Consider the following 20,719-nt stretch of genomic DNA (forward strand, 5'->3'; position numbering starts at 1 on the left):
GCGAAGCTAGGCTAGGAGTGTGGGAGGCCTTTTTCTGTTTCTTTGTAAGAAGAAAAACATATCAAAACCTATTTAAAACAAAAAGCTTGTAGAAAAACATGGGTTTCTCTACAAGCTGAGACTTTACGTCTCTTTTTTTTCGCTAGCCTAAGCTTTCCATGGGAAGTAAAGCTTCCTTTATTTCAAGAGAGGGGGCGCCGTTGGCGAAGCCGAGACAATGCAGTGTCACGGACTGGCCGGCTTTTGCCCCGATTTTAGGGACGTTGAATAAGACTGTTTTCGTACCGGCCGCCCTGATATCCAAATCGAGTTTTTGTGGCGGAAGCGTGATGTACGGGCCGGCTTTTGCAAAAGGGACATTTGCGAAAAGAACAGGTCCGTTGCGGACGGCAAGATCGAGAGCCGGGGCATCCGGGGAAAGGTGGACGAATTTGAAGCCGATGCTTTGCGGATCGGTGATGTTTCGATTGTTGATTCCGACGGGAAGCAACCTTGATGGTGTACCGGTGACGGCAATGGTATAATTTGTTCCCGCTGTCAGCTGATCATATGCTGTCAGGAGGTGACGGCGGTCATGTCCTGTTGTAAAAAAAGCGATTTGAATACGGCCGGCAGGAACTGAAACAGGAGAAGTCAAGCTTTTGTATGGAACGTTTTTAAAAAGCGGCATCCCATTAACGGCCATATCAATATCTTCTGTATGCGGAGCGGCATGGAGCAGACTGAGCATGACGTTTTTTGTGTCATAGCGAAAAACGGAAAGCGCCGCCTGCCTGCTGTGATGCGCACCACCTCGAGTACGGGCATTAAGTTCAGCACCATTCATCTTCACACGCCCCTTTATCTTCTTTCTGTCATCATATTCCGCCGGCTGGTAAGCGGACACAGCACTAAAAAGTCTGGAAAAGGAGAAGAAAATGAAAACGGATTTTACATATGGAAATGTATTGAAGCAGTTGATCCTCTTCTCAGGCCCCATCATTTTGGCTAACCTTTTGCAAGTTTCCTTTCAGTTCATCGACAGCTTGTGGGTCGGGAACCTGCTCGGCGCTCAGGCTCTTGGAGCCGCCGCCGTATCCGGAACGGTATTCTTTACGGTATTGTCGTTTGTCTTGGGGATCAATAATGCGGCACTGACGATTCTCTCACAGCAAAAAGGAAAAGGGGACAAGCAGGGGCTTGCTTCATATGTCAATGCATTTGTCGTCTTGATGACGGTGATGAGCCTATTTGTCGGCATCCTTGGGTTTGTATTCACAGAGCCCTTGCTATCCCTTTTGGAAACGCCTGGCGAGATGATGGACTTAGCGACCGTTTATTTAAGAATTCACTTTATTGGAATTATTTTTCTATTTGGCTATAATTTTATCAGCACTATTTTAAGAGCTGTCGGTGACAGTCAAACACCTTTACGCTTTGTTCTATTGGCTGTCATCATCAATCTTTTCATGGATCCGCTCTTTATATCCGGACTGAAGCTGGGGATTTCCGGAGCGGCATATGCAACCGTTGTGTCGCAGGGGGTCGCTTTTGTATACGGGCTGATCCTGACGGTGAAAAAAGGGCTTGTTCCTTTTAGGATGCCGGTGATTCCTTCGTTTCAAGAGACAGCTGTTATCCTGCGGCTCGGAGTACCCGCGGGACTGCAAATGATGGTGATTTCCGGCGGTTCCATGGCGATTATGAGCGTTGTCAATTCATTCGGCGAAAGCGTTGTTTCCGGGTATGGAGCGATCCAGCGGATTGACAGCATCCTCATCCTGCCGGCGATGGCGATCGGAACAGCCGTCAACAGTATGGCTGGACAAACCATCGGAAGCGGCGATATGGAGCGCACGAAAAAAATCGCAAACTACGGCGTTTTTTACGTCATGATGTTTATGCTGGCGATCAGCACCGCCGTTTTTTTGGCCGGATATCAAGCTGTCAGGCTGTTTATTTCTGAGGCGGATTCGGTGGCATTCGGCGAACAGTATTTAAAAACCGTCGCTTTTTTCTATCCATTCATCGGCATTAATTTTGTGCTCAATGGTGTGGTAAGGGCAGCGGGAGCGATGTTTCAAATTTTGGTATTGAATGTCATTTCTTTTTGGGTCCTTCGCTACCCGTTTACATTCATGTTTTCGAAATGGTTCGGGGAAAACGGGATTGCGCTGGGAATTGGGACGAGTTTTCTATTAAGCAGCCTGACGGCGTTTTTGTATTACCGTTATGGCAAATGGAAAAACCTCATTCTGTTTGAAAAACAAGAAAGCACATCTTCCTAGGAGATGTGCTTTCTTAGCGTCTATCGTGTTCGGCGTGCTTGATAAAAGTCCTTTCATCTTCAATTAAACCGCAGGCTCCGCATTGAACTTTCATATCAGGGCCGCTGTATGGAAGATGAAAGGGAGAGCGCTCACCTTCTGAATACGTTTCCATGATTTCCCCCGTCGATGGATCAAGCTTGACGGATGTTGGCGCCTGCTCAATGAGATTAAACCGCGTGCGGTTTGTTTTGCAGTTTGGACAGAGATAAGGAGCTGTCATCATCTTCGCACCTCTTTTTATTCATAAGATGCGCAGAGAGGTTTATTTTTATGTATAAACCTTTTTGATTAACGCTGTTCTCTTTTTTTGTCCAGTTTGCTGAACAGTTCGATCAGTGTTTTCAGCTCTTCGTCGGTATAGCAGCTGAAGCGTTTCATATAATATTCTGTTTTCTTTTCTTCGAAATATCTGATAATTTCTTTGCCTGTATCCGTTAAATGGATTTTGATGATTCGTCTGTCTTCTTTGGAGCGGACTCTTGTGATCCATCCCTTTTCGACCAATGTGTCGGTTACAGCTGTGATGTGGCTTGCAGAAACGCCTAAAATCGTTGCAAACTCCGTCACTTTCTTGGGACCTTGTTCACTTAACAGACGGAGAATCATAAATTCATTACGGGACATCTCTTTTTCGAGCAATTCATTTATCTCATCACGTATCTGTTTAAAAACCGTGCGAAGCAACGCTTCCATATCATACATCATTTGTTCTCTAGCTTTCAAAATTTCGCCCCTCCATATAGTTAGCAAATTCCGCTTTCATTTTTAAGGAATGACCGAATCAGCATGATTTTTATTGATCATGAACATGATATCACTATGATACCATAATTTTTGCCTTTCAAGTGCATGTTTCAGAAGATTTTTAGTTCATTTGACCATCAATTGAACAAATGCAAAACCGAATGGGTGAACAATCGGCTATTTGAACTGAAGAAGCCAACGAATTGTCACAACTTTGCGTGAAGGTATATACCCGGCGGCTCATGAGCAGAAGAAACCGGGAAAACAGGCGGCTGTGATATAATCATTCCCATCAGGTGTTTAAAGAGAAGGAGGCAGATTGAAATGGCTGAAAAACAAGAACTTGCGACATTTGCCGGAGGCTGTTTTTGGTGCATGGTCAAGCCTTTTGACGAGCAGCCGGGTATTATCAAAGTAGAATCCGGCTATACCGGCGGCCATAAGGAAAATCCGACATATGAAGAAGTTTGCAGCGATACGACGGGACATAGAGAAGCGGTGCAGATCACATTCGATCCGGATGTGTTTCCATATGAAAAACTGCTTGAGCTCTATTGGCAGCAAATTGATCCTACAGACCGCGGAGGGCAGTTTGCAGACCGCGGGGAATCCTACCGGACGGCGATCTTTTATCATCATGACAAACAGCGAACGCTCGCTGAAGCATCAAAGAAAAAGCTTGAAGAAAGTGGGATATTTAAAGAGCCGATCGTAACCGATATTCTTGAAGCGAAGCCGTTTTATCCGGCAGAGGAGTATCATCAGGATTATCACAAAAAACATCCTGACCGTTATAAACGATATCGCATCGGAAGCGGCCGGGAAGGATTTCTTCAAGAGCATTGGGGGGATCAGGCATGACGGTTAATAAAGAAGAACGGCTGAAACAGCTGAACCGGATGCAGTACGAGGTGACGCAAAACAACGGAACAGAGCCCCCGTTTCAAAATGAATTTTGGGACCATAAGGAAGAGGGGATTTATGTCGATATTGTTTCAGGGAAGCCGCTATTTTCCTCGCTGGACAAATTTGACGCCCATTGCGGCTGGCCAAGCTTTACAAAGCCGATTGAAACCGGGGAGATCGAAGAAAAGCTTGACACGTCTCACGGCATGATCCGGACGGAGGTCAGAAGCAAGACGGCCGAGTCCCACCTCGGCCACGTGTTCCCAGACGGTCCCGGGCCAAACGGGCTGCGCTATTGCATCAATTCCGCCGCTCTGCGTTTTATCCCGAAGAACGAACTTGAGAAAGAAGGGTATGGCGAATACGCCAAATTATTTGACGAAAAAGAAGATTGACGGTTCAAAAAAATGATCCTTTTTCATAAAGGATCATTTTTTATATGACTTTTTTAACAGGAAATGTTCCTTTTGATGACGAAAAACTACTTGAGGAACGAAATGAACGAAAAGAGGCTGTCATCATGAAATCCATTGCAAAAGCTGAAGAAAACTATTTATTGCTGACATGCAGCAAAAAAAGCGAACCATTCTACGACATATATACGGACGACCAGCTGCCGCAAATGTTCGCCCATCATTTTATACAGCTGCAAGACGCATATCCTTTGGCGGATTTATACTCGTTATTGGTCCGAGCTCCCGGCATTTTAAAACGAAATTACATTCATGTGAAAAGCTCATTTGGATGCGACATCCCCTTTTCTATGAAAAAAACGCTCTTTGACCTTGGATATATTCTTGACGAAGAGCTGTTTTACAGCATCAGGCTGTCCGATTGGCAAGAACACGCCGGCATCAGCCGGGTCGAATGGGGCACGGAAAAATCGCTCCGCGATGCCTGCCGCGTCATGGAGGCTTACGATTCATTGAGTATAGACGAAGCATTTGCGAAAGAAAAGCTGCGCCGCAAGTACCTTTATTACGAACAAGGTGTCATCGAGCTGTTTGTCTGCTATTCAGATGAAGGAGAGCCTGTCGGCTGTGCCGAGCTTTATCTCGATCACGGTGAAAAATTGTCTAAAATCGAAGAAGTGGCCGTTTTAGAGCCTCATCAGAAGAAAGGCTATGGAACAGAGCTCATCTGCGGGATGCTTGCGGCATCTAAGCAGTCGGGCATGACATCCAGCTATCTTGTCACATCAGGCAGCGACCATGTCAAACGGTTTTACGAAAAGCTCGGTTTTCAGCGGAAGGAACGGATGACAACCATTTTTAAATATTTGTTTGGCTGAATGTGGGCAGGTGCACAAACAAATGGTGACTTGGCCTGCATAGGCTGGGGTGTAGACTTTTTAAGAAAGGATGAATGGCCTGTGCACTACTGCTGTCCTGATGGAGGATATGGCTATGGATTTCACGGAAGAAGCACTTTTGTGTTAATCGTTGTACTTTTCATTCTGCTTATTATCGTTGGAGCCGCTTTTATCTGCTAAGATACGTTAAAAAGACCGGTGCTTTGCATGCTCGCAGGAACCTTCCAGTTCGGAAGGTTTTTGCCGTTTTGAAGAATAAGGCATTGTTAAATATTGAATACATATGTAAAATAATCCTGTAATCTTGATGAGCAGCTCAGACGGAGGTCCTATATTTTCACAAGGGGGATTCAGATTGAAATATGCATGGCTTATAAAAGGTGATTTTTTCAGATTATGGTCTGGAAGATTTTTGTCTTTGTTCAGCTCCGTCCTTTTTTATTATTCATTGGTGTGGTGGTCTTTATATGAAACCGGAAGCGCGCTTCAGGGAGGCGTGATGATCGGGCTCGGGCTGGCCGTTTCTGTTGCGATATCGCCGTTTACCGGATGGCTGTCTGACAGGTTTCACAGGGGAAAGCTGATTGCCGTTTCAGACATGTTCATATCGGCGGTTTTTTTTACGATCGGCATTTTGGCGCTAAACGGCACCAGTCCGCTTCTGTTGTTGTTGGCGGCCAGAGTGGTGATCTCCACCTGCCTGACCGCGATTGAACCCGCGGCAAGATCGCTCATTCCTGATACGCTTCGGCAAGACCAAATTGAAAAAGGAATCGCATTTCAGGAAGTGCTATCACAGATGATCCAAGTGCTTGTGCCGCTCCTGACGGGTGTGCTGTTTTCATTTTTGCATTTTGGCTGGGTCTGGGTGATTTGCGGGAGCCTTTCATTCATGTCGATCTTTTTGGAGTGGAAAATCAAAGACAACAGAGGAAATCAGCCTCATATTCCGTTTACGAACAAACAGCTTTTCAGCGGGTTTTCTAGCATATTCCAAAATAAACCGCTCAGGTATTTACTGTATGGGACAAGCGTCCAGCAGCTCGTATTCAGCGGGTTTCCCATCTATATCGTCGTTTGGTCTTCGCTCTTTGTCAAAGACCAGGCATGGCTTGGCGGGGCTTTTCAATCACTTTGGGCCATGGGAACACTCGGGGCGGCGCTGTGCCTGTCATTTATCGCCAAAGAGGAGCATGCAAAAGCGGCTGTGCCTGCCTTGATGGTGATGTTCGGCCTGCTTTTATTTCCGCTTGGCTGGATCGCTAATATTGTCATCGCCGCTTTCCTTCTGATCCTGATCGGCATGATCTCCGGTGTTGTCAATATATATTTGGAAGGATACTTGCAGCGATTGACGGAAGGTGAAAAGAGGGGGAGGTCCCTGGGGGCTTTTTTTGCGCTCAACAGCACCTTCATGCCGCTCGGTTATGCGCTGGCCGGTATTTTATCAGACGCCGTCAGCCCAACATATTTATTCCTGGTTGTCGCTTTGCCCGCTCCTTTCACTGCATTCAGTATGATGCGTTCTTTTTCTCTGTGGGAAAAGCAAACAGGGAATGATGCGTCTTCTGAAAAAAAGGTTTCTATGTAAAAAATAAAAGGATGTTTTTCTAGATTCCCAACACAGGCAGAGATACATTGAACCGAAGCCGCTTTTTTCTCTATCCATGCTTTAAAATTCACCGATCATGGGTGTCAGGTGTTTGACGTTTATTTCATCGTTCTCCTTGAATTCTTGTTCAGAATAAACGAATGGAAACCCTGACACATCTTTCACTTCATCTGAGTGAGGCGTTTTACACTTCCCATTCACCGCCTATGTATCCACATCGATTTCGTTAAATGCAAAGCAATCGAATGGCTTACAGCATCTTTCAAATACAGGTTCGATGCAGCCGAAATGATCTTCAGTCAAGTAAATCGAATCAGAATTCCAGCACTTTCCCTTTATTCCGGTCTGAAAAAATGTCGATGCAGCATGTGCCTTCAAGCATATTTTTTTCATAATTGATTTTCAAGTCGCGTCATCCCGCCAAAAGGTGATCTTATTCCTTTATGATAAAACGATCGTTCGCTTGTTTCATGATAAACCATTTTTGCACTCATTCCGGCTATGAAAAAAGAATGCCGCCATTTCCCGCTTCATACAATGTAAAGAAAACATCCTTTTCATTCGGAAGGGGGGGAAATCTGCATGTCATTTTTGATTAAGCCGGATCTTCATCAAAGCTATCCGGTCGTTCAGTATGCGAAAGGAAGCTATATATACGATCAAACCGGAAAACGATTTCTTGACGGCTGCTCAGGTGCTGTCACTTGCAGCCTCGGCCACGGAGTATCCGAGGTTATTGCTCCTCTCAAAGAACAGCTGGATGCTGTTTCTTTTGTCTATCGTTCACAGTTTACGAGCCGGCCTGCGGAGCAGCTTGCCGAACTGCTGGCGGAAGTGCTGCCCGAAGATCTAAACTGGTCTTTTTTTGTAAACAGCGGCTCAGAAGCGGTCGAAACCGCAATGAAAATCGCTGTTCAATACTGGCAGGAAAAAGGGCAAAACGACAAAACGATGTTTCTTTCCAGATGGAACAGCTATCACGGAATCACGAACGGAGCCCTGTCACTGTCGGGGTTTTACGAACGGCGCTACCGGTTTACACAGATGCTGCACAACTATCCCGCTGCATCTGCTCCAAACTGCTACAGGTGCCCGTATCAGCTGTCAGCTCCCGAATGTGAAACAGCATGTGTGAAGGAGGTAGAGCTTGCCATCAAACGGATCGGCAAATCGTTTATTGCCGGCTTTGTGGCCGAACCTGTGATCGGAGCCGCGGGAGGCGCCATTGCCGCTCCTCGCGGGTACTACAAAAGAATCAAAGATCTTTGCGAAGAAAACGGGATTCTGTTCATAGCGGATGAGGTGATGTGCGGCATGGGAAGAACGGGGAAGATGCTGGCGATCGAACATTGGGGTGTTACGCCGGATATCGCTGTTCTCGGGAAAGGAATGAGCGCCGGGTATTCTCCGATTGCCGCGGCTGTCATTACGGACGGGATCATGAAGACGATCAAAAATGGCTCGGGTGTGATCATGAGCGGTCATACGTACAGCGCCAACCCTTTTTCCGCCGCGGCCGCGCTTTCGGTCCTGCGCTATATCATAAAGCATGATTTGCCAAGACAAGCAGCGACCAAAGGAAAAAGGCTGAAAAATCGGCTGAGGGATGTCATGAAACAATCAAACATAATTGGTGACATTCGCGGAAAAGGGCTGCTCTTGGGTGTTGAATTTGTCTCTGATAAAAAAAGCAAAAAACCGTTTCCTTCGTCACTGTCAGTATCAGCGCGAATCATTTCCGAAGCGAAAAGGAGGGGGCTGCTCATTTATCCGGCGGAGGCGGGAATTGCCGGCGGCGGGGGCGACGCCGTGATCATCGCACCGCCGCTGACGATTACGGATCATGAGATGGATGAGCTTGTATTCTGTTTGCAAGAAGCCGTACATGCGGTTGAAAAACAGGTGGAAAAGGTGATCTCAGCAGATGATGCGGAATAAACGGATGGCAATTGAAGAAGCGGTTGCAGATTTAAAAGATGAGTCGGTCATTATGGTCGGCGGATTTGGCGGAGTCGGTTCACCCCCGTCTTTCATCAGCGCGATTTTGGAAACGGGTGTGAAAGATTTAACGGTGATTTGTAATGATGCCGGGTTTCCAGGCATCGGGATCGGCCCTTTGATCGTCAATCAACGGGTAAAAAAGCTGATTGCTTCACATATCGGCTCAAACCCTGTCGCCGGAAAACAAATGACAGACGGGTTTCTTGACGTTGAATTTTCTCCGCAGGGGATTTTGGCCGAAAGAATCCGTGCGGGCGGTGTAGGATTGGGCGGGATTTTGTCCGACATCGGGGTTGATCACGAGATGGTGCGAGAAGGCAAGAAGCTTGTGAGCATCAATGGACGATCCTATCTCGCCGAAGCGGCGCTGACTGCTGAGTTTGCCTTCGTTTTCGGGAAAACGGCCGACGAGTTCGGAAACGTTATATATGATAAATCGGCCCGCAACATGAATCCGCTCATGGCGATGGCCGCTGACAAGACATTTGCAGAGGTCAACCGGATCGTCCCAGCGGGTGAGCTTGCTGAAGAAGAGATCGTGACACCAGGCGTTTTTGTCCATGGGGTGAGCGAGACGGGAGGGGTGAACTGGAAATGGGTTTGGGAGTAACGGAGCGGGAGCAAATCGCAAAAAGAGCGGCTGAAGAAGTGAAAAATGGAATGGTTGTCAACTTGGGAATCGGCATCCCGTCTTTAGTCCCGAATTTTTTGGCCCCCGGCATTTCCGTCATGATTCAAGCGGAAAACGGTGTGCTCGGGATCGGGGAAACGCCTGAAAAGGGAAGTGAGGATGAGAACCTTTGCAATGCGGCGGGCTACCCCGTCACGGTTGTCAAAGGGGCTTCCTATTTTGATTCGGCCGTGTCTTTTGGGATGATCAGAAAAGGCTGCATCGACTTGACGATCCTCGGATCCCTCCAGGTCAGCAGGTCTGGAGATCTTGCCAACTGGATCGTGCCGGGCAAAAAAGTCCCCGGGATGGGAGGGGCAATGGAGCTTGCCCAAAAAGCGAAAAAAGTGATCGTTGTCATGAGCCATACCGATAAAAACGGGGCGCCGAAGCTCGTGGAAAACTGCACGCTCCCTTTAACGGCCAAAGGCTGTGTTGACATGGTCATTACCGATAAAGCTGTGATTGCGATTGAACACGAAGGTTTTGTTTTAAAAGAACTGATGAACGGAGCAGATCTTGAAGATGTACTCCGGCTGACAGATGGAAAGGTCAGGATCGATCAGCCGTTTTCGTAAGAGGAGGAATTGGATGGAGAACATAGAGAGAAAAGTGTGCGATTGGATTGATTCGCACGAAAAAAAAGCGGTTCGCCTGTTGAAAAAGCTCGTCGGTGAAAAAAGCACGCTCGGAGAAGAATTTAACGCTCAAGCCGTCGTCTTGGAAAAACTGAGGCAGTTTGACGCTGAAATCGATGTCTGGGAACCGAGCATAAAACAATTAAATCAGCATCCCCTGTTTAAATCCGACAGAACAAGCTTCAAAGAAAGTCCGAATATCGCGGCTGTCAAGCGCGGTTCAGGAGGGGGGAAATCGCTGATTCTCAACGGCCACATCGATGTCGTCCCCGCAGGGAACCGCAATGATTGGGACATCGAGCCGTTTCAGCCGATCATGAAACACGGAAGGATTTACGGGCGCGGCACGACTGATATGAAGGGAGGGAATACCGCCCTGTTAATGGCGATCGAAGCGCTTGAACAATGCGGGGTCCGATTGAAAGGGGACCTTATTTTTCAAAGCGTCGTCGATGAAGAATGCGGAGGAGCGGGAACCCTTGCCGCCGTCATGCGGGGGTACCGGGCGGACGGAGCCCTGATCCCGGAGCCGACAAATATGAAAATCTTTATCAAACAGCAGGGATCAATGTGGTTCAGAATCACGGTAAAAGGGCTTTCCGCACATGGAGGCACAAGGTATGAAGGCGTTAGCGCCATAGAAAAAAGCATGCTTGTCATCGGGTCGATCCGTCAGCTTGAATCGGTGAGAAATAAAAGAATCAAAGATTCCTTATATGAACATATCCCGATCCCTGTCCCGATCAATATCGGAACCATCAAGGGCGGCGCATGGCCCTCATCGGTCGCCGACACCGTGACCTTGGAGGGAAGGTGCGGAATCGCCCCGAACGAATCCCCGGAAGCCGTCCAGGCTGAATTGGAGAACTGGCTCCAAGATCTTCAGTATCATGATGACTGGTTTAAGCATTACCCTGTGGAAGTCGAATGGTTTGGGGCAAGATGGATGCCCAATGATTTAGCTGATGATCATGAATTGGCGGTTTCTCTGAAAAACGCCTATCAAAACATCACCGGCAAACAGCCTGCCGTCGAAGCGTCTCCATGGGCGACAGACGGAGGCGTCCTGTCCCATGCGGGAGATACGCCAGCCATCGTCTTCGGACCGGGCGAAACAAAGCTGGCTCATCAAGCGAATGAATACATTGAAAAGGATGCGATGATCAAAGCGGCGAAAATCATCAGCCTCTTCATTATGAATTGGTGTGGCTATGAAAAGTAAAGCGACAAGGAGGGGGCCATGACGGAAAAATGGAGCAACGAATACGGCACGCTCGAGATCGATCTTGATGTGCTGAATAAAAGAATCAGAGTCATCAACTATGAAGGGGATGTCGCTTCTTTTTTCCCGGATATACTGAAAGCTGCAAAAGCGCGTAATCTTGAAAAGATCATCATTTTTGCGAAAGCACGAGACAGAACCGCTATGCTTGAGCATCTGTATGAGCCGGAAGGACAGATAGACGGATATTTTAACGGCCATGACGCCGAACTGTTTGTGAGATATGTAAAAGAAAGCAGACGAGAGACACAGGATTGGAACAGACAGGATCAAATGCTGGAAACATTATTTTGCACCAAATGTTTAAAAGCGGAAAAGAAAAGCGAATTTAAGATCAGGCGGGCCGACGCAGAGGATGCACCTCTTATGGCAAAGCTCTACAAGGATGTCTTCACGGTATATCCGGCACCTGTTTTCGATCATACCTACCTTGAAAAGCTGATGGCCGAAGGGACTGTTTACCGGCTCGCATTTGACGAAAACAAGCTGATCGCAGCAGCGGCGGCAGATATCAATCCCGCCTTGGGGCATGCGGAATTGACCGATTGTGCCGTTCTCCCTTCGTATCGGGGCTCTTCTTTGACAAAGCGGCTCATCACGGCACTTGAAGCAGACCTGAAAAAAGCCGGCATCTTTTCTGTTTTTTCGATTGCAAGAGCGGCTTCCTTCGGAATGAACGCCAGTCTTTATCATTTGTCTTACCGTTACAGGGGGCGTCTTATCAACAATTGCCTCATTTATGAAGCAATTGAGAACATGAACATCTGGTGCAAGAATTTAAGCGGCTTTCAGGATGATTTTTGAAAATAAGAGGCACTTTCCCTGACCGTGACATAACCTGGGAAGTAATAGGAAAAATGCTGATAGGGGGATGGAATATGGCAAACGGCCTGTTCAAGCCAAAAAGGCATTGGAAGGAAATTGAGCTTTGGAAAGATGTTCCCGAAGAAAAGTGGAATGATTGGATATGGCAGCTGACTCATACCGTGAGAACGTTGGATGATTTAAAAAAGGTCGTCAATCTGACAAAAGAAGAAGAAGAGGGGGTGCGGATTTCTACAAAAACGATTCCTCTAAATATTACACCTTACTACGCTTCCCTTATGAATCCCGACGATCCCCGCTGTCCGATCAGGATGCAATCGGTTCCGCTGTCAGAGGAAATGCATAAAACGAAATACGATCTTGAAGATCCCCTGCATGAAGATGAAGATTCACCTGTACCGGGGCTAACCCACCGGTACCCTGACCGCGTTCTTTTTCTCGTCACAAATCAGTGCTCCATGTATTGCAGATACTGTACGAGGCGGCGCTTTTCAGGTCAAATCGGCATGGGGGTGCCGAAAAAGCAGCTTGACCAGGCGATCGGATATATTCGGGATACACCGGATGTCAGGGATGTGCTCATTTCGGGAGGGGACGGTCTGTTAATCAATGATCAGATACTGGAGTACATCTTGAAAAATCTGCGCGCCATTCCGCACGTTGAAATTATTCGGATTGGCACGAGAGCTCCTGTCGTGTTTCCGCAGCGGATCACCGATAAGCTTTGCGACATTTTGAAAAAATACCATCCCGTCTGGCTGAACACCCATTTCAACACGAGCATCGAAATCACCGAAGAAGCGAAGGAAGCCTGTGAAAAGCTTGTCAACGCAGGCGTTCCGGTCGGCAATCAGGCGGTGATTTTGGCGGGCATAAATGACAGCGTTCCCATTATGAAAAAACTGATGCACGATTTGGTCAAAATCAGAGTCCGCCCGTATTACATTTATCAGTGTGATTTATCCGAAGGCATCGGCCACTTCAGGGCCCCGGTGTCAAAGGGGCTTGAAATCATTGAAGGCTTGCGGGGGCATACGAGCGGGTACGCCGTACCGACCTTTGTTGTGGACGCACCGGGCGGGGGCGGGAAAATCGCCATTCAACCGAACTACCTGATTTCGCAAAGCCCTGACAAAGTCGTACTCCGCAATTTTGAAGGGGTGATCACTTCTTATCCTGAGCCGGAAAACTATGTGCCAGGCAGAGCGAACGATTATTTCGCCGAAATCTATCCAGAGGTGATGAGGGAAAAAGAACAGATCGGCATCTCCGCGATCTTTGAGGATCAGACGCTCTCTTATACACCTGACGGCTTAACCCGTTTAAAAAGGCGGGAAAGCTATTCTGAGCGGCCTGACCATGAAACATTGAAAAGCCGAAGGGCAAAGCGGGATGAATTAAAAGAAAAGAAATTCCTCGCCCAGCAGAATAAAGAAAGCGAAGCTGAGGGGCGTGCTCAATGAAGCGCTGTGACTGGTGCGGCCAGACGGAAGCAGAACATGACCGAACGACCGTATACTGGGAGCTGCCGGACGGCACAAAAGCGGTTGAAATCACGGAGACGCCCGCTGTCAGCTGCGGCAGCTGCGGGATGGTCTATCAGGAGGAATCCATCATTCAAGACATTGAAAACCAGCTGCTCTTGATCGATACAAAAGCACTGCCTTCATCCGTATCATTTGACACGCTAATGAAAACCGAGCGGATTTTAAAGCGCAATTATTTTGACTTCTCGTCTTAAACCGGCTTGACTAAAGCCGGTTTTTTTGTTTGTATTTTTTTCTGGTGCCTGTATAATAGTACATCAAAAGAAGACAGGAGGGGGAGGCCGTGAAATCCTTTTATCATTATTTAATGAAATACCGACATCCGAAGCCGAAAGACGCGATCAGTGAATTTGCCAATCACGCCTATCATGATCACGGGTTTCCGAAGACGTCAAACCAGTACGATGAAATCAGTTCATACCTTGAGCTCAATGGAGATTATTTATCATCGATGACGACATTTGATGAGGCTTGGGAAAAATATATATCGGAAACAAGGCAGTAAAACCCGCAGATCGATGTCTGCGGGTTCTTTTATGGCCTAATCCCGGGTGCCGGCATGGTTTTTTAGGATTTTCGGCAAACACGTTCATGCGTTGTATCCTTGCCCATGCGAAATGACAGCCTTATGCATACGATAAGCGTAAGACGGAAGCTTTAAGGCAAGGGGGAGTCAAAATGAAGCCAAACGCGCCTAAATTTAAAGTCGGAGATGTTGTAGTTGTTGTCATGTACGGAACGGTCGGAACTGTGACAAAAGTTCATAAAATCGACAAGCATTTTCTTTATGAAGTCAATCATAATGAAGTTCTTTATTTTGAGTCTTCTTTACAGCTTTATAAAGATTATGACGGGGTCATCGTCGAGACGGAAAAGCTTGATATCGAATATGGTTTTCTAATCGGTGATGTCGTGTATGTAAAAGATTACGGCAAAGAGCTCTTTAAAATCACCGGACACAGAACGGAAATCTGGAGATATGTAGAGGACGGCTGGGAGGATATTATATATGAACTGACCCGCCTGAAAGACGGGGAATGGCTTGAGACGGAAGAAGAAGACTTGACACTTGTGCTCAGAACATATGAAATGGATCAGTTTGTTCACCAGCTGCTTTTTGTTCATTATGTCGGTGAAGCCGGACAGGAACTGGATGAACCGATTTCAGAAAAGGTATTGCTGCCATCTGCCACAGATAATGAAGAGCAGGAGCATGAGCGTGAAATGGCCGTGGCTGTCGTGGATGAGCTGCTGGATATTTACAACGACTACAAAGTGCTGTATGAAATGTTTCAGGATGCGGAATACAAAGAAATGATGAATTTTGTTTTAAACAGCCTGAAAGAATATTTCAGCTGAAAAACAGCAAATATAAAAAATAAGGAAAGCAACCGAACAAAATGAATCCGAACATGACTTTCAAGACTTTTTCCAGCATCAGGTCGAAACCGTCTCCGTCAAGCGCTGCAATCATTTTTTGGATCATTTCTTTTCCCCTTCCCGCTTTGTTTTGTTACAACATGTATATGAGAAGGGACAAACATTATGACAATCCGGTTATAAATCCGAATGCCGGCTCATACATCAGAATAAGGAGGCGATCAAAATGAAAGAAATTGAGCTTATGATAGATACTGAAGAAATCGCTGATTTTTTTTATCTTGAGCTGACAAGAAGAGGCTACATACCGAATGAGGACGAACTGTTCGAAATTGCCGATATCACCTTTGATTACCTGCTTGCAAAATGTATGATAGATGAGCATATAGAAGATTAAAGCGATGGGGACCGGCCGGGCTTTGCCTTCGGTCCTTTTTCATTTATTGCCTTAAAAAGAGAAGCGGGGGTACAATATGTAAACAATATCGACTTAAGGAGGCGCAGATTTTTCGATGCGTAACACACTCATTTTCACCGCACTTTTTCTGGTCATGGCCGCCCTCATCCGCGTTCCTGCTGTTCAGCTGATCGACGTTCATATCGCGAAGGCGGCCGCGGCTCTCAGACAGCCGCTCCTCACCCCGTTTTTTAAAGCGATGACAGGGATTGGGTCAAGCGGCTTGCTGCTGACCGTGATGCTCGTTTTGACACTGCTGCTCGCTTACCGCAAAAAAGCGGCGGCTTCACTGTATGTTTATCTGCTTTTTCTTCTGGAAAGAACGGTCAATGAAGGACTAAAAGACTGGATTTCCCGGCCGCGGCCTGAAGTGAGCCATCTCGTTCATGAGACATCCTTCAGCTTTCCGAGCGGGCATTCGATGAATGCGGCGAGCATGTATCCATTTATCGCATATATCCTTTTACTGCACATTCCTTTTTTCAAGAAGCACAGGACGGCCGTTTTGGTGTGGACAGGCCTGGTGACCATCCTGATCGGAATCAGCCGCATTTATCTCGGCGTCCATTACACAACCGATGTGATAGCAGGATTTTCTCTCGGTCTGGCGCTGTTTTTCCTCTTCAAGAAAATTGGCGAAAACTACCCGCTTGTTCGACAAAACTAGTCAAAGGGTTTCCCTTGCCAAACGCCAATAGTATATAAAAAGGGAGGGATCGTATTGCCGTTGATGTTGTTTAAAAAGAAGCTGACAGCTTATGATGTGACGATTTTTCAAACGCCTTGCTTTGGAGAAGATAAGGGATATGAGATGGTTTACAGAACAGAAATAAACGGCAGAACCCATGCGGATGTGCTTGAGCGGACGTTTTCCACCTTTAATGTGTATGACACGGTGCCGAATGACTATAAGGCCAGATTTCTTGCCACAGGCGACATCGTTTTAATCGATGAAGGGAAAAAAGGAAAAACCTACTATAAACTGCTATCAACAGGCTGGAGAAAGATCAACCGGATTTTACTCCAGTCGTCCTAAACGTAAAAAAACTGCGGAAGCGCCATCCGCAGTTTTTTTACGTTGTGTTCTTTCGTTTTCTGGCGCTGAAGTCTTTTTCGTGTGCTTCCTCCGCCGCGATCACATCTTTTGCGGGGATGTGATTGTTTTTCTTCAGCCCGGTCACTCTGTTTCGCTGTTTTTTGCCCATTATACCTTTGACCTCCTTCCATAAAAATAGGATGACTAAACAGCTCCTCATTTATCCCGGGGAAATCTTTACTCTGTCATATTGATAGACACCGGATAGACATAAGGATGCTTCGGCTCTTGAACCGTTTTCCATTGCTTTGCCTGAATGATCGGAATGACGGTTCCTTGATAGGAGGCTTTTCCGAGAATTCCCTCTAGTTCAACCCATGTATCGCGTTTTATATGTTCGGCACCGTCCCATTCGGCAAGCAATCCGATCAAGCTGGCGTCGGCGATACAATGCGTGATCAAAAAACGGGAGACGACAAGCTGATCGGCTTTCAGGCCGGGTTCTTTATGGACAAAACCTTTGACTTTGATGTGCTTTCCGATGTAATCATCAAGATTTTCATTGATTTCATCATAGTAATCGGCAAACAGATCGTCCTTCATCAGAAGCGGATTCTGCTGTTGAAACTGGGCCATTTTTCGATCATAGGCTGTCTTGGGGATGTCGGATGATTCGTTTTCGATCTCAGGTGTTGTCACATGTCCGGCGCCTTCGGTGTTCGGAGCGGATGTTTTGGCGAGCATTGTTCCTTTATTGGCGGCAACAGATGAGTTCAGCACGGCTGGAGCGAAGGTAAAGCCGGTAATAAGCGGTAAGGCGATCACAGCATAATGGATCATTTTAATAAAGAAAGGCTTGGAGCGGCCGTGATCATGACCGCAGCTGCAGCATCCGCTATGATCCTCTCGGATGGTCCAGATCCTTGACAGCTGGATGATAAACAGAAAAGCGAATGCACCGGCGGCAATCAAGCTCATGTATTCGTATTTCGGGTTGATCAGCTTATAGATTTCCCCCGTCTGATGGAGCTTGAATATGAAACCGGAAAAAGCGGCCAAAATAAGTGCGCGCAGGAACTGCTGCGGCTGAAATACCATGTGAAATCCTCCTTTCTACAGCAAGCTGACAGCTTTGACGCAAATATAGACGAACACCGTGATCAAAATCGAAAGACAAATCACGAATTTCGGCTTGAATGCATGCAGCATCATGATCGTATTTTTTAAATCAAGCATCGGTCCGAATACGAGAAATCCGAGTATGGAGGAGTGGGGAAACAAGCTGGTAAAGGAGGCGCCGATAAACGCATCCGCTTCAGAGCACAGCGACAAAAAGTAAGCAAGTCCCATCATCACCAATGTGGAGTCGATCATTCCGCCACCTGCAAGAAACAAAGATTTTAAGGGAATATAGGTTTGCACAAGAGCGGCGATGAAAGACCCGATGATCAAATATCTTCCCATATCAAAAAATTCATCGATGGCATGCTTCAACATAGCGAAGAGGCGTTCTGAAAAGGGAGCTTTCACATGACCCGAATCATGCTCCCGGCGGGTCTCTTTTGTTTTCAGCTGGTTTGAGCGAAACATAAAGCTGACGAAAAAGGCGGTGAGGAGCGCGGCGGTAAACCCGACGGCGCCCCTTAAAACCGCCATTCGGACATCATTGCCAAAAGCCATATAAGTCGATAAGATGACCATTGGATTAATCAGCGGACCAGTCAGAAGAAATCCGACGCCGGCATAGATCGGAACGCCTTTAGCGACGAGCCGTCTGACGATCGGTACGATACCGCACTCACAAGCAGGAAAACAAGCGCCGAGCAAACAGCTGACAATCACTGCGAAAAATTTGTTTTTTGGAAAAAGAGAGCGGATATGTTCTTCAGTGATAAAAATTTGAATGAAACCGGCCATTAAAACGCCGATCAAGACAAAGGGCAACGCCTCAATTAAAATGCTGATAAAAATCGTATTCAGCTGCTGGATGGAAGCGGGCAGATGAAAAGGAAGTCCGGCTGAAAGCGAGCCGCCGATCGACAATAGGCATAATAAAATGCCGATGACGAGAATGCCTGTAAAATCTAAAAGATAATGGTTAAGCGAACGAAACATATCTTTTCCTCCGTCAAGATTATTAATCGGAATGATTCTTTTTTATGCTATGCCTGTCCACTTGAAAACATGACAAGTTTTGAACCGCAAAAGCTTATTTTCATTTTCGATCATGTTGGTTTATAATACATATTGCGAGCTGATGCTGGATCAATACTTAGGCAGGAGGAATATTCATGAGTGTACATATTGGCGCGGAAAAAGGGCAAATTGCAGAAACGGTGCTGCTGCCCGGAGACCCGCTGCGCGCAAAATACATCGCAGATACATATTTGGAAAATGTCGAATGCTATAACCAAGTTCGGGGTATGTACGGTTTTACCGGCACATATAAAGGAAAACGCGTTTCCGTACAGGGGACGGGCATGGGTGTACCGTCCATTTCGATCTATGTGAATGAACTGATCAGAAGCTATGATGTGAAAAACCTGATTCGTGTCGGTTCATGCGGCGCTATCAAAGAAGACGTTAAAGTGAGAGATGTTATTCTCGCGATGACCTCTTCCACCGATTCGCAAATCAACAGGGTGGCGTTTGGTTCGATCGATTTTGCGCCATGCGCAAATTTCGAGCTTTTAAAAGCGGCGTATGATGCTGCGAAGGAGCGGAATATCCCGGTAACGGCAGGAAATGTTTTTACGGCGGACCAATTCTACAATGATGACAGCCAAATCGAAAAGCTTGCCAAGCACGGCGTGCTGGCGATTGAAATGGAAACGACAGCTCTCTATACATTAGCGGCGAAATTCGGCCGGAACGCTTTGTCGATTCTCACGGTCAGCGATCATCTGGTGACAGGCGAGGAAACGACGGCTGAAGAAAGACAGACCACATTCAACGATATGATTTTATTGGCGCTTGACACAGCTTTACGGTAGATGAAGCGCTGAACAAAGGATGGAAAATGATGAAAATACAATACAAATACATGCCGATCGCGTCAATCTTGAGTGCAGCTGTATTATTAGGCGCGGGTTGCTCAATGAATGAAGAAAAAAACGCAGACTCCGCTCAACCGCAAAATACGGCAAACACCAATCAAGATGCGAAAGATCAAAAAACAAATGAAAAAAAAGATCTGGAAGATCAAGATTTTGTACTTGAAAGCAAATACTTTAATCAAATTAAAGAGGTTGACGGCCTGCCGACGATTCAAAATTCAGACAATATTCTCGCGCTTGTCAACAAAGATTATGCCCTGCCTGGAGACTATGCACCTGCGGATTTAACAGTGCCTGACGTCGAATTTTCATTTACCGAAGATATCGACAAGCGCTATATTAGAAAAGAGGCTGCTGAGGCTCTGGAGAAGATGTTCAATGCCGCGAAGAAAGCCGGGTTTGAACTTGTTGCGGTGTCCGGCTACAGATCTTATGACAGACAAAAAGTGATCTATGACAATGAAGTAAGCCAAAAGGGTGAGGAAAAAGCGAAAGAAGCCGTCGCTTATCCGGGACAGAGCGAGCACCAGACAGGTTTGGCAATGGACATTTCCAGCAGAAGCAACGGCTTTGCCCTTAACGAGGACTTCGGCAATACGAAAGACGGAAAATGGGTTGAGGAAAACGCCTATAAATACGGCTTTATCATCCGCTATCCGAAAAATAAAGAAGACATTACCAAATACAAATATGAACCTTGGCATTTGCGGTATGTAGGCAAAAAGGCCGCCAAAGTGATCAAGGAACATGATCTGACGCTTGAAGAGTATTTCGAAAAAGTCAAAAAGATATAAAATGAAAAAGGCCGATACGTGTATCGGCCTTCAGCTTGTAGAGAAACCCATGTTTTTCTACAAGCTTTTTGTTTTAAATAGGTTTTGATATGTTTTTCTTCTTACAAAGAAACAGAAAAAGGCCTCCCACACTCCTAGCCTAGCTTCGCT

General features: G+C 46.6%; 27 protein-coding genes. 20 read left to right on the top strand and 7 right to left on the bottom strand.

The annotated features are described in order from the left end of the window. Positions 1-142: 142 nt before the first annotated feature. The gene (locus tag ACINLD_RS21825) at positions 143-826 is read right to left on the bottom strand and encodes a DUF4397 domain-containing protein (protein ID WP_051290385.1); all 684 of its coding nucleotides are present in this window, start codon (positions 824-826) and stop codon (positions 143-145) included. Between the two features lie 91 nt (positions 827-917). On the opposite strand from ACINLD_RS21825, the gene ACINLD_RS21830 reads away from it, so the two are divergent. After that, entirely contained in the window at positions 918-2,267 is a 1,350-nt protein-coding gene (locus ACINLD_RS21830; RefSeq protein ID WP_077736603.1) for an MATE family efflux transporter, read from the top strand. Between the two features lie 13 nt (positions 2,268-2,280). Here the strand turns inward: ACINLD_RS21830 and ACINLD_RS21835 are convergent, their stop codons facing one another. Further along, on the bottom strand, positions 2,281-2,529 hold the full coding sequence (locus ACINLD_RS21835; RefSeq protein WP_026587519.1) for a hypothetical protein: 249 nt from the start codon (positions 2,527-2,529) through the stop codon (positions 2,281-2,283). 68 nt (positions 2,530-2,597) lie between these two features. Further along, positions 2,598-3,032: a MarR family transcriptional regulator gene (locus ACINLD_RS21840; protein ID WP_026587518.1), complete on the bottom strand. Its 435-nt coding sequence runs from the start codon at positions 3,030-3,032 to the stop codon at positions 2,598-2,600. A 345-nt stretch (positions 3,033-3,377) separates the two neighbouring features. On the opposite strand from ACINLD_RS21840, the gene msrA reads away from it, so the two are divergent. The 14 genes from msrA (at position 3,378) to ACINLD_RS21910 (ending at position 15,205) form a co-directional block, all read left to right on the top strand. Continuing rightward, positions 3,378-3,914, top strand: coding sequence for a peptide-methionine (S)-S-oxide reductase MsrA (gene msrA, locus ACINLD_RS21845; protein WP_026587517.1), 537 nt, complete (start codon positions 3,378-3,380; stop codon positions 3,912-3,914). Further along, positions 3,911-4,354 (top strand): peptide-methionine (R)-S-oxide reductase MsrB, encoded by a 444-nt coding sequence (gene msrB, locus ACINLD_RS21850; protein ID WP_026587516.1) that lies wholly within the window; start codon positions 3,911-3,913, stop codon positions 4,352-4,354. Before msrA ends, msrB begins: the two co-directional genes overlap by 4 nt. 44 nt (positions 4,355-4,398) lie before the next feature. After that, positions 4,399-5,250 carry a GNAT family N-acetyltransferase gene (locus ACINLD_RS21855; protein ID WP_256860387.1) on the top strand — a complete coding sequence of 284 codons (852 nt, stop codon included), beginning with the start codon at positions 4,399-4,401 and terminating at the stop codon, positions 5,248-5,250. Between the two features lie 81 nt (positions 5,251-5,331). Further along, positions 5,332-5,451 (top strand): YjcZ family sporulation protein, encoded by a 120-nt coding sequence (locus tag ACINLD_RS21860; protein ID WP_077736604.1) that lies wholly within the window; start codon positions 5,332-5,334, stop codon positions 5,449-5,451. A 175-nt stretch (positions 5,452-5,626) separates the two neighbouring features. After that, complete coding sequence (locus ACINLD_RS21865) at positions 5,627-6,862, top strand: MFS transporter (RefSeq protein WP_077736605.1); 1,236 nt, start codon at positions 5,627-5,629, stop codon at positions 6,860-6,862. Between the two features lie 603 nt (positions 6,863-7,465). Beyond that, a complete protein-coding gene (locus ACINLD_RS21870) occupies positions 7,466-8,821 on the top strand; it encodes an aspartate aminotransferase family protein (RefSeq protein ID WP_026587513.1) in 1,356 nt (451 codons plus the stop codon). After that, on the top strand, positions 8,811-9,494 hold the full coding sequence (locus ACINLD_RS21875) for a CoA transferase subunit A (protein ID WP_026587512.1): 684 nt from the start codon (positions 8,811-8,813) through the stop codon (positions 9,492-9,494). Before ACINLD_RS21870 ends, ACINLD_RS21875 begins: the two co-directional genes overlap by 11 nt. After that, a complete protein-coding gene (locus ACINLD_RS21880) occupies positions 9,479-10,132 on the top strand; it encodes a 3-oxoacid CoA-transferase subunit B (RefSeq protein WP_026587511.1) in 654 nt (217 codons plus the stop codon). Before ACINLD_RS21875 ends, ACINLD_RS21880 begins: the two co-directional genes overlap by 16 nt. 13 nt (positions 10,133-10,145) lie before the next feature. Beyond that, entirely contained in the window at positions 10,146-11,414 is a 1,269-nt protein-coding gene (locus ACINLD_RS21885) for a peptidase (protein ID WP_077736606.1), read from the top strand. Between the two features lie 18 nt (positions 11,415-11,432). After that, positions 11,433-12,278, top strand: coding sequence for a putative beta-lysine N-acetyltransferase (gene ablB, locus ACINLD_RS21890; protein WP_077736607.1), 846 nt, complete (start codon positions 11,433-11,435; stop codon positions 12,276-12,278). A 74-nt stretch (positions 12,279-12,352) separates the two neighbouring features. Further along, positions 12,353-13,762: a lysine 2,3-aminomutase gene (gene ablA / locus ACINLD_RS21895; RefSeq protein ID WP_077736608.1), complete on the top strand. Its 1,410-nt coding sequence runs from the start codon at positions 12,353-12,355 to the stop codon at positions 13,760-13,762. Further along, a complete protein-coding gene (locus ACINLD_RS21900; protein ID WP_026587507.1) occupies positions 13,759-14,040 on the top strand; it encodes a YokU family protein in 282 nt (93 codons plus the stop codon). Before ablA ends, ACINLD_RS21900 begins: the two co-directional genes overlap by 4 nt. An 89-nt stretch (positions 14,041-14,129) precedes the next feature. Continuing rightward, on the top strand, positions 14,130-14,351 hold the full coding sequence (locus ACINLD_RS21905; protein ID WP_026587506.1) for a YozE family protein: 222 nt from the start codon (positions 14,130-14,132) through the stop codon (positions 14,349-14,351). Between the two features lie 173 nt (positions 14,352-14,524). After that, positions 14,525-15,205, top strand: a complete 681-nt coding sequence (locus tag ACINLD_RS21910) for a hypothetical protein (RefSeq protein ID WP_026587505.1) — start codon at positions 14,525-14,527, stop codon at positions 15,203-15,205. Here ACINLD_RS21910 and ACINLD_RS21915 read toward each other — a convergent pair. After that, positions 15,198-15,332 carry a hypothetical protein gene (locus ACINLD_RS21915; RefSeq protein WP_026587504.1) on the bottom strand — a complete coding sequence of 45 codons (135 nt, stop codon included), beginning with the start codon at positions 15,330-15,332 and terminating at the stop codon, positions 15,198-15,200. The genes ACINLD_RS21910 and ACINLD_RS21915 overlap by 8 nt on opposite strands. 120 nt (positions 15,333-15,452) lie before the next feature. Between ACINLD_RS21915 and ACINLD_RS21920 the strand changes: the two genes are divergently transcribed. From ACINLD_RS21920 to ACINLD_RS21930, 3 genes are all read left to right on the top strand, one after another. Beyond that, positions 15,453-15,623 (top strand): YozD family protein, encoded by a 171-nt coding sequence (locus ACINLD_RS21920; RefSeq protein ID WP_077736609.1) that lies wholly within the window; start codon positions 15,453-15,455, stop codon positions 15,621-15,623. Positions 15,624-15,738: 115 nt separating this feature from the next. Continuing rightward, on the top strand, positions 15,739-16,350 hold the full coding sequence (locus tag ACINLD_RS21925; RefSeq protein ID WP_077736610.1) for a phosphatase PAP2 family protein: 612 nt from the start codon (positions 15,739-15,741) through the stop codon (positions 16,348-16,350). Positions 16,351-16,404: 54 nt separating this feature from the next. Next, complete coding sequence (locus ACINLD_RS21930) at positions 16,405-16,719, top strand: YodL domain-containing protein (protein ID WP_026587502.1); 315 nt, start codon at positions 16,405-16,407, stop codon at positions 16,717-16,719. Positions 16,720-16,756: 37 nt separating this feature from the next. Here ACINLD_RS21930 and ACINLD_RS21935 read toward each other — a convergent pair whose 3' ends face one another. From ACINLD_RS21935 to ACINLD_RS21945, 3 genes are all read right to left on the bottom strand, one after another. Beyond that, on the bottom strand, positions 16,757-16,888 hold the full coding sequence (locus ACINLD_RS21935; protein ID WP_142246112.1) for a hypothetical protein: 132 nt from the start codon (positions 16,886-16,888) through the stop codon (positions 16,757-16,759). Positions 16,889-16,956: 68 nt separating this feature from the next. Further along, positions 16,957-17,817, bottom strand: coding sequence for a TIGR03943 family putative permease subunit (locus ACINLD_RS21940; RefSeq protein WP_026587501.1), 861 nt, complete (start codon positions 17,815-17,817; stop codon positions 16,957-16,959). 15 nt (positions 17,818-17,832) lie between these two features. Next, complete coding sequence (locus tag ACINLD_RS21945; protein ID WP_026587500.1) at positions 17,833-18,834, bottom strand: permease; 1,002 nt, start codon at positions 18,832-18,834, stop codon at positions 17,833-17,835. Between the two features lie 176 nt (positions 18,835-19,010). Here ACINLD_RS21945 and deoD point away from each other — a divergent pair, with 176 nt between their 5' ends. Together deoD and ACINLD_RS21955 are read left to right on the top strand one after the other, a co-directional pair. Next, a complete protein-coding gene (gene deoD / locus ACINLD_RS21950) occupies positions 19,011-19,712 on the top strand; it encodes a purine-nucleoside phosphorylase (protein ID WP_077736611.1) in 702 nt (233 codons plus the stop codon). Positions 19,713-19,741: 29 nt separating this feature from the next. Next, positions 19,742-20,569, top strand: coding sequence for a D-alanyl-D-alanine carboxypeptidase family protein (locus ACINLD_RS21955; RefSeq protein WP_077736612.1), 828 nt, complete (start codon positions 19,742-19,744; stop codon positions 20,567-20,569). Positions 20,570-20,719: the final 150 nt, after the last annotated feature.

It is taken from the genome of Bacillus sp. z60-11 (assembly GCF_046464135.1).
Lineage (GTDB): Bacteria > Bacillota > Bacilli > Bacillales > Bacillaceae > Bacillus > Bacillus sonorensis_A.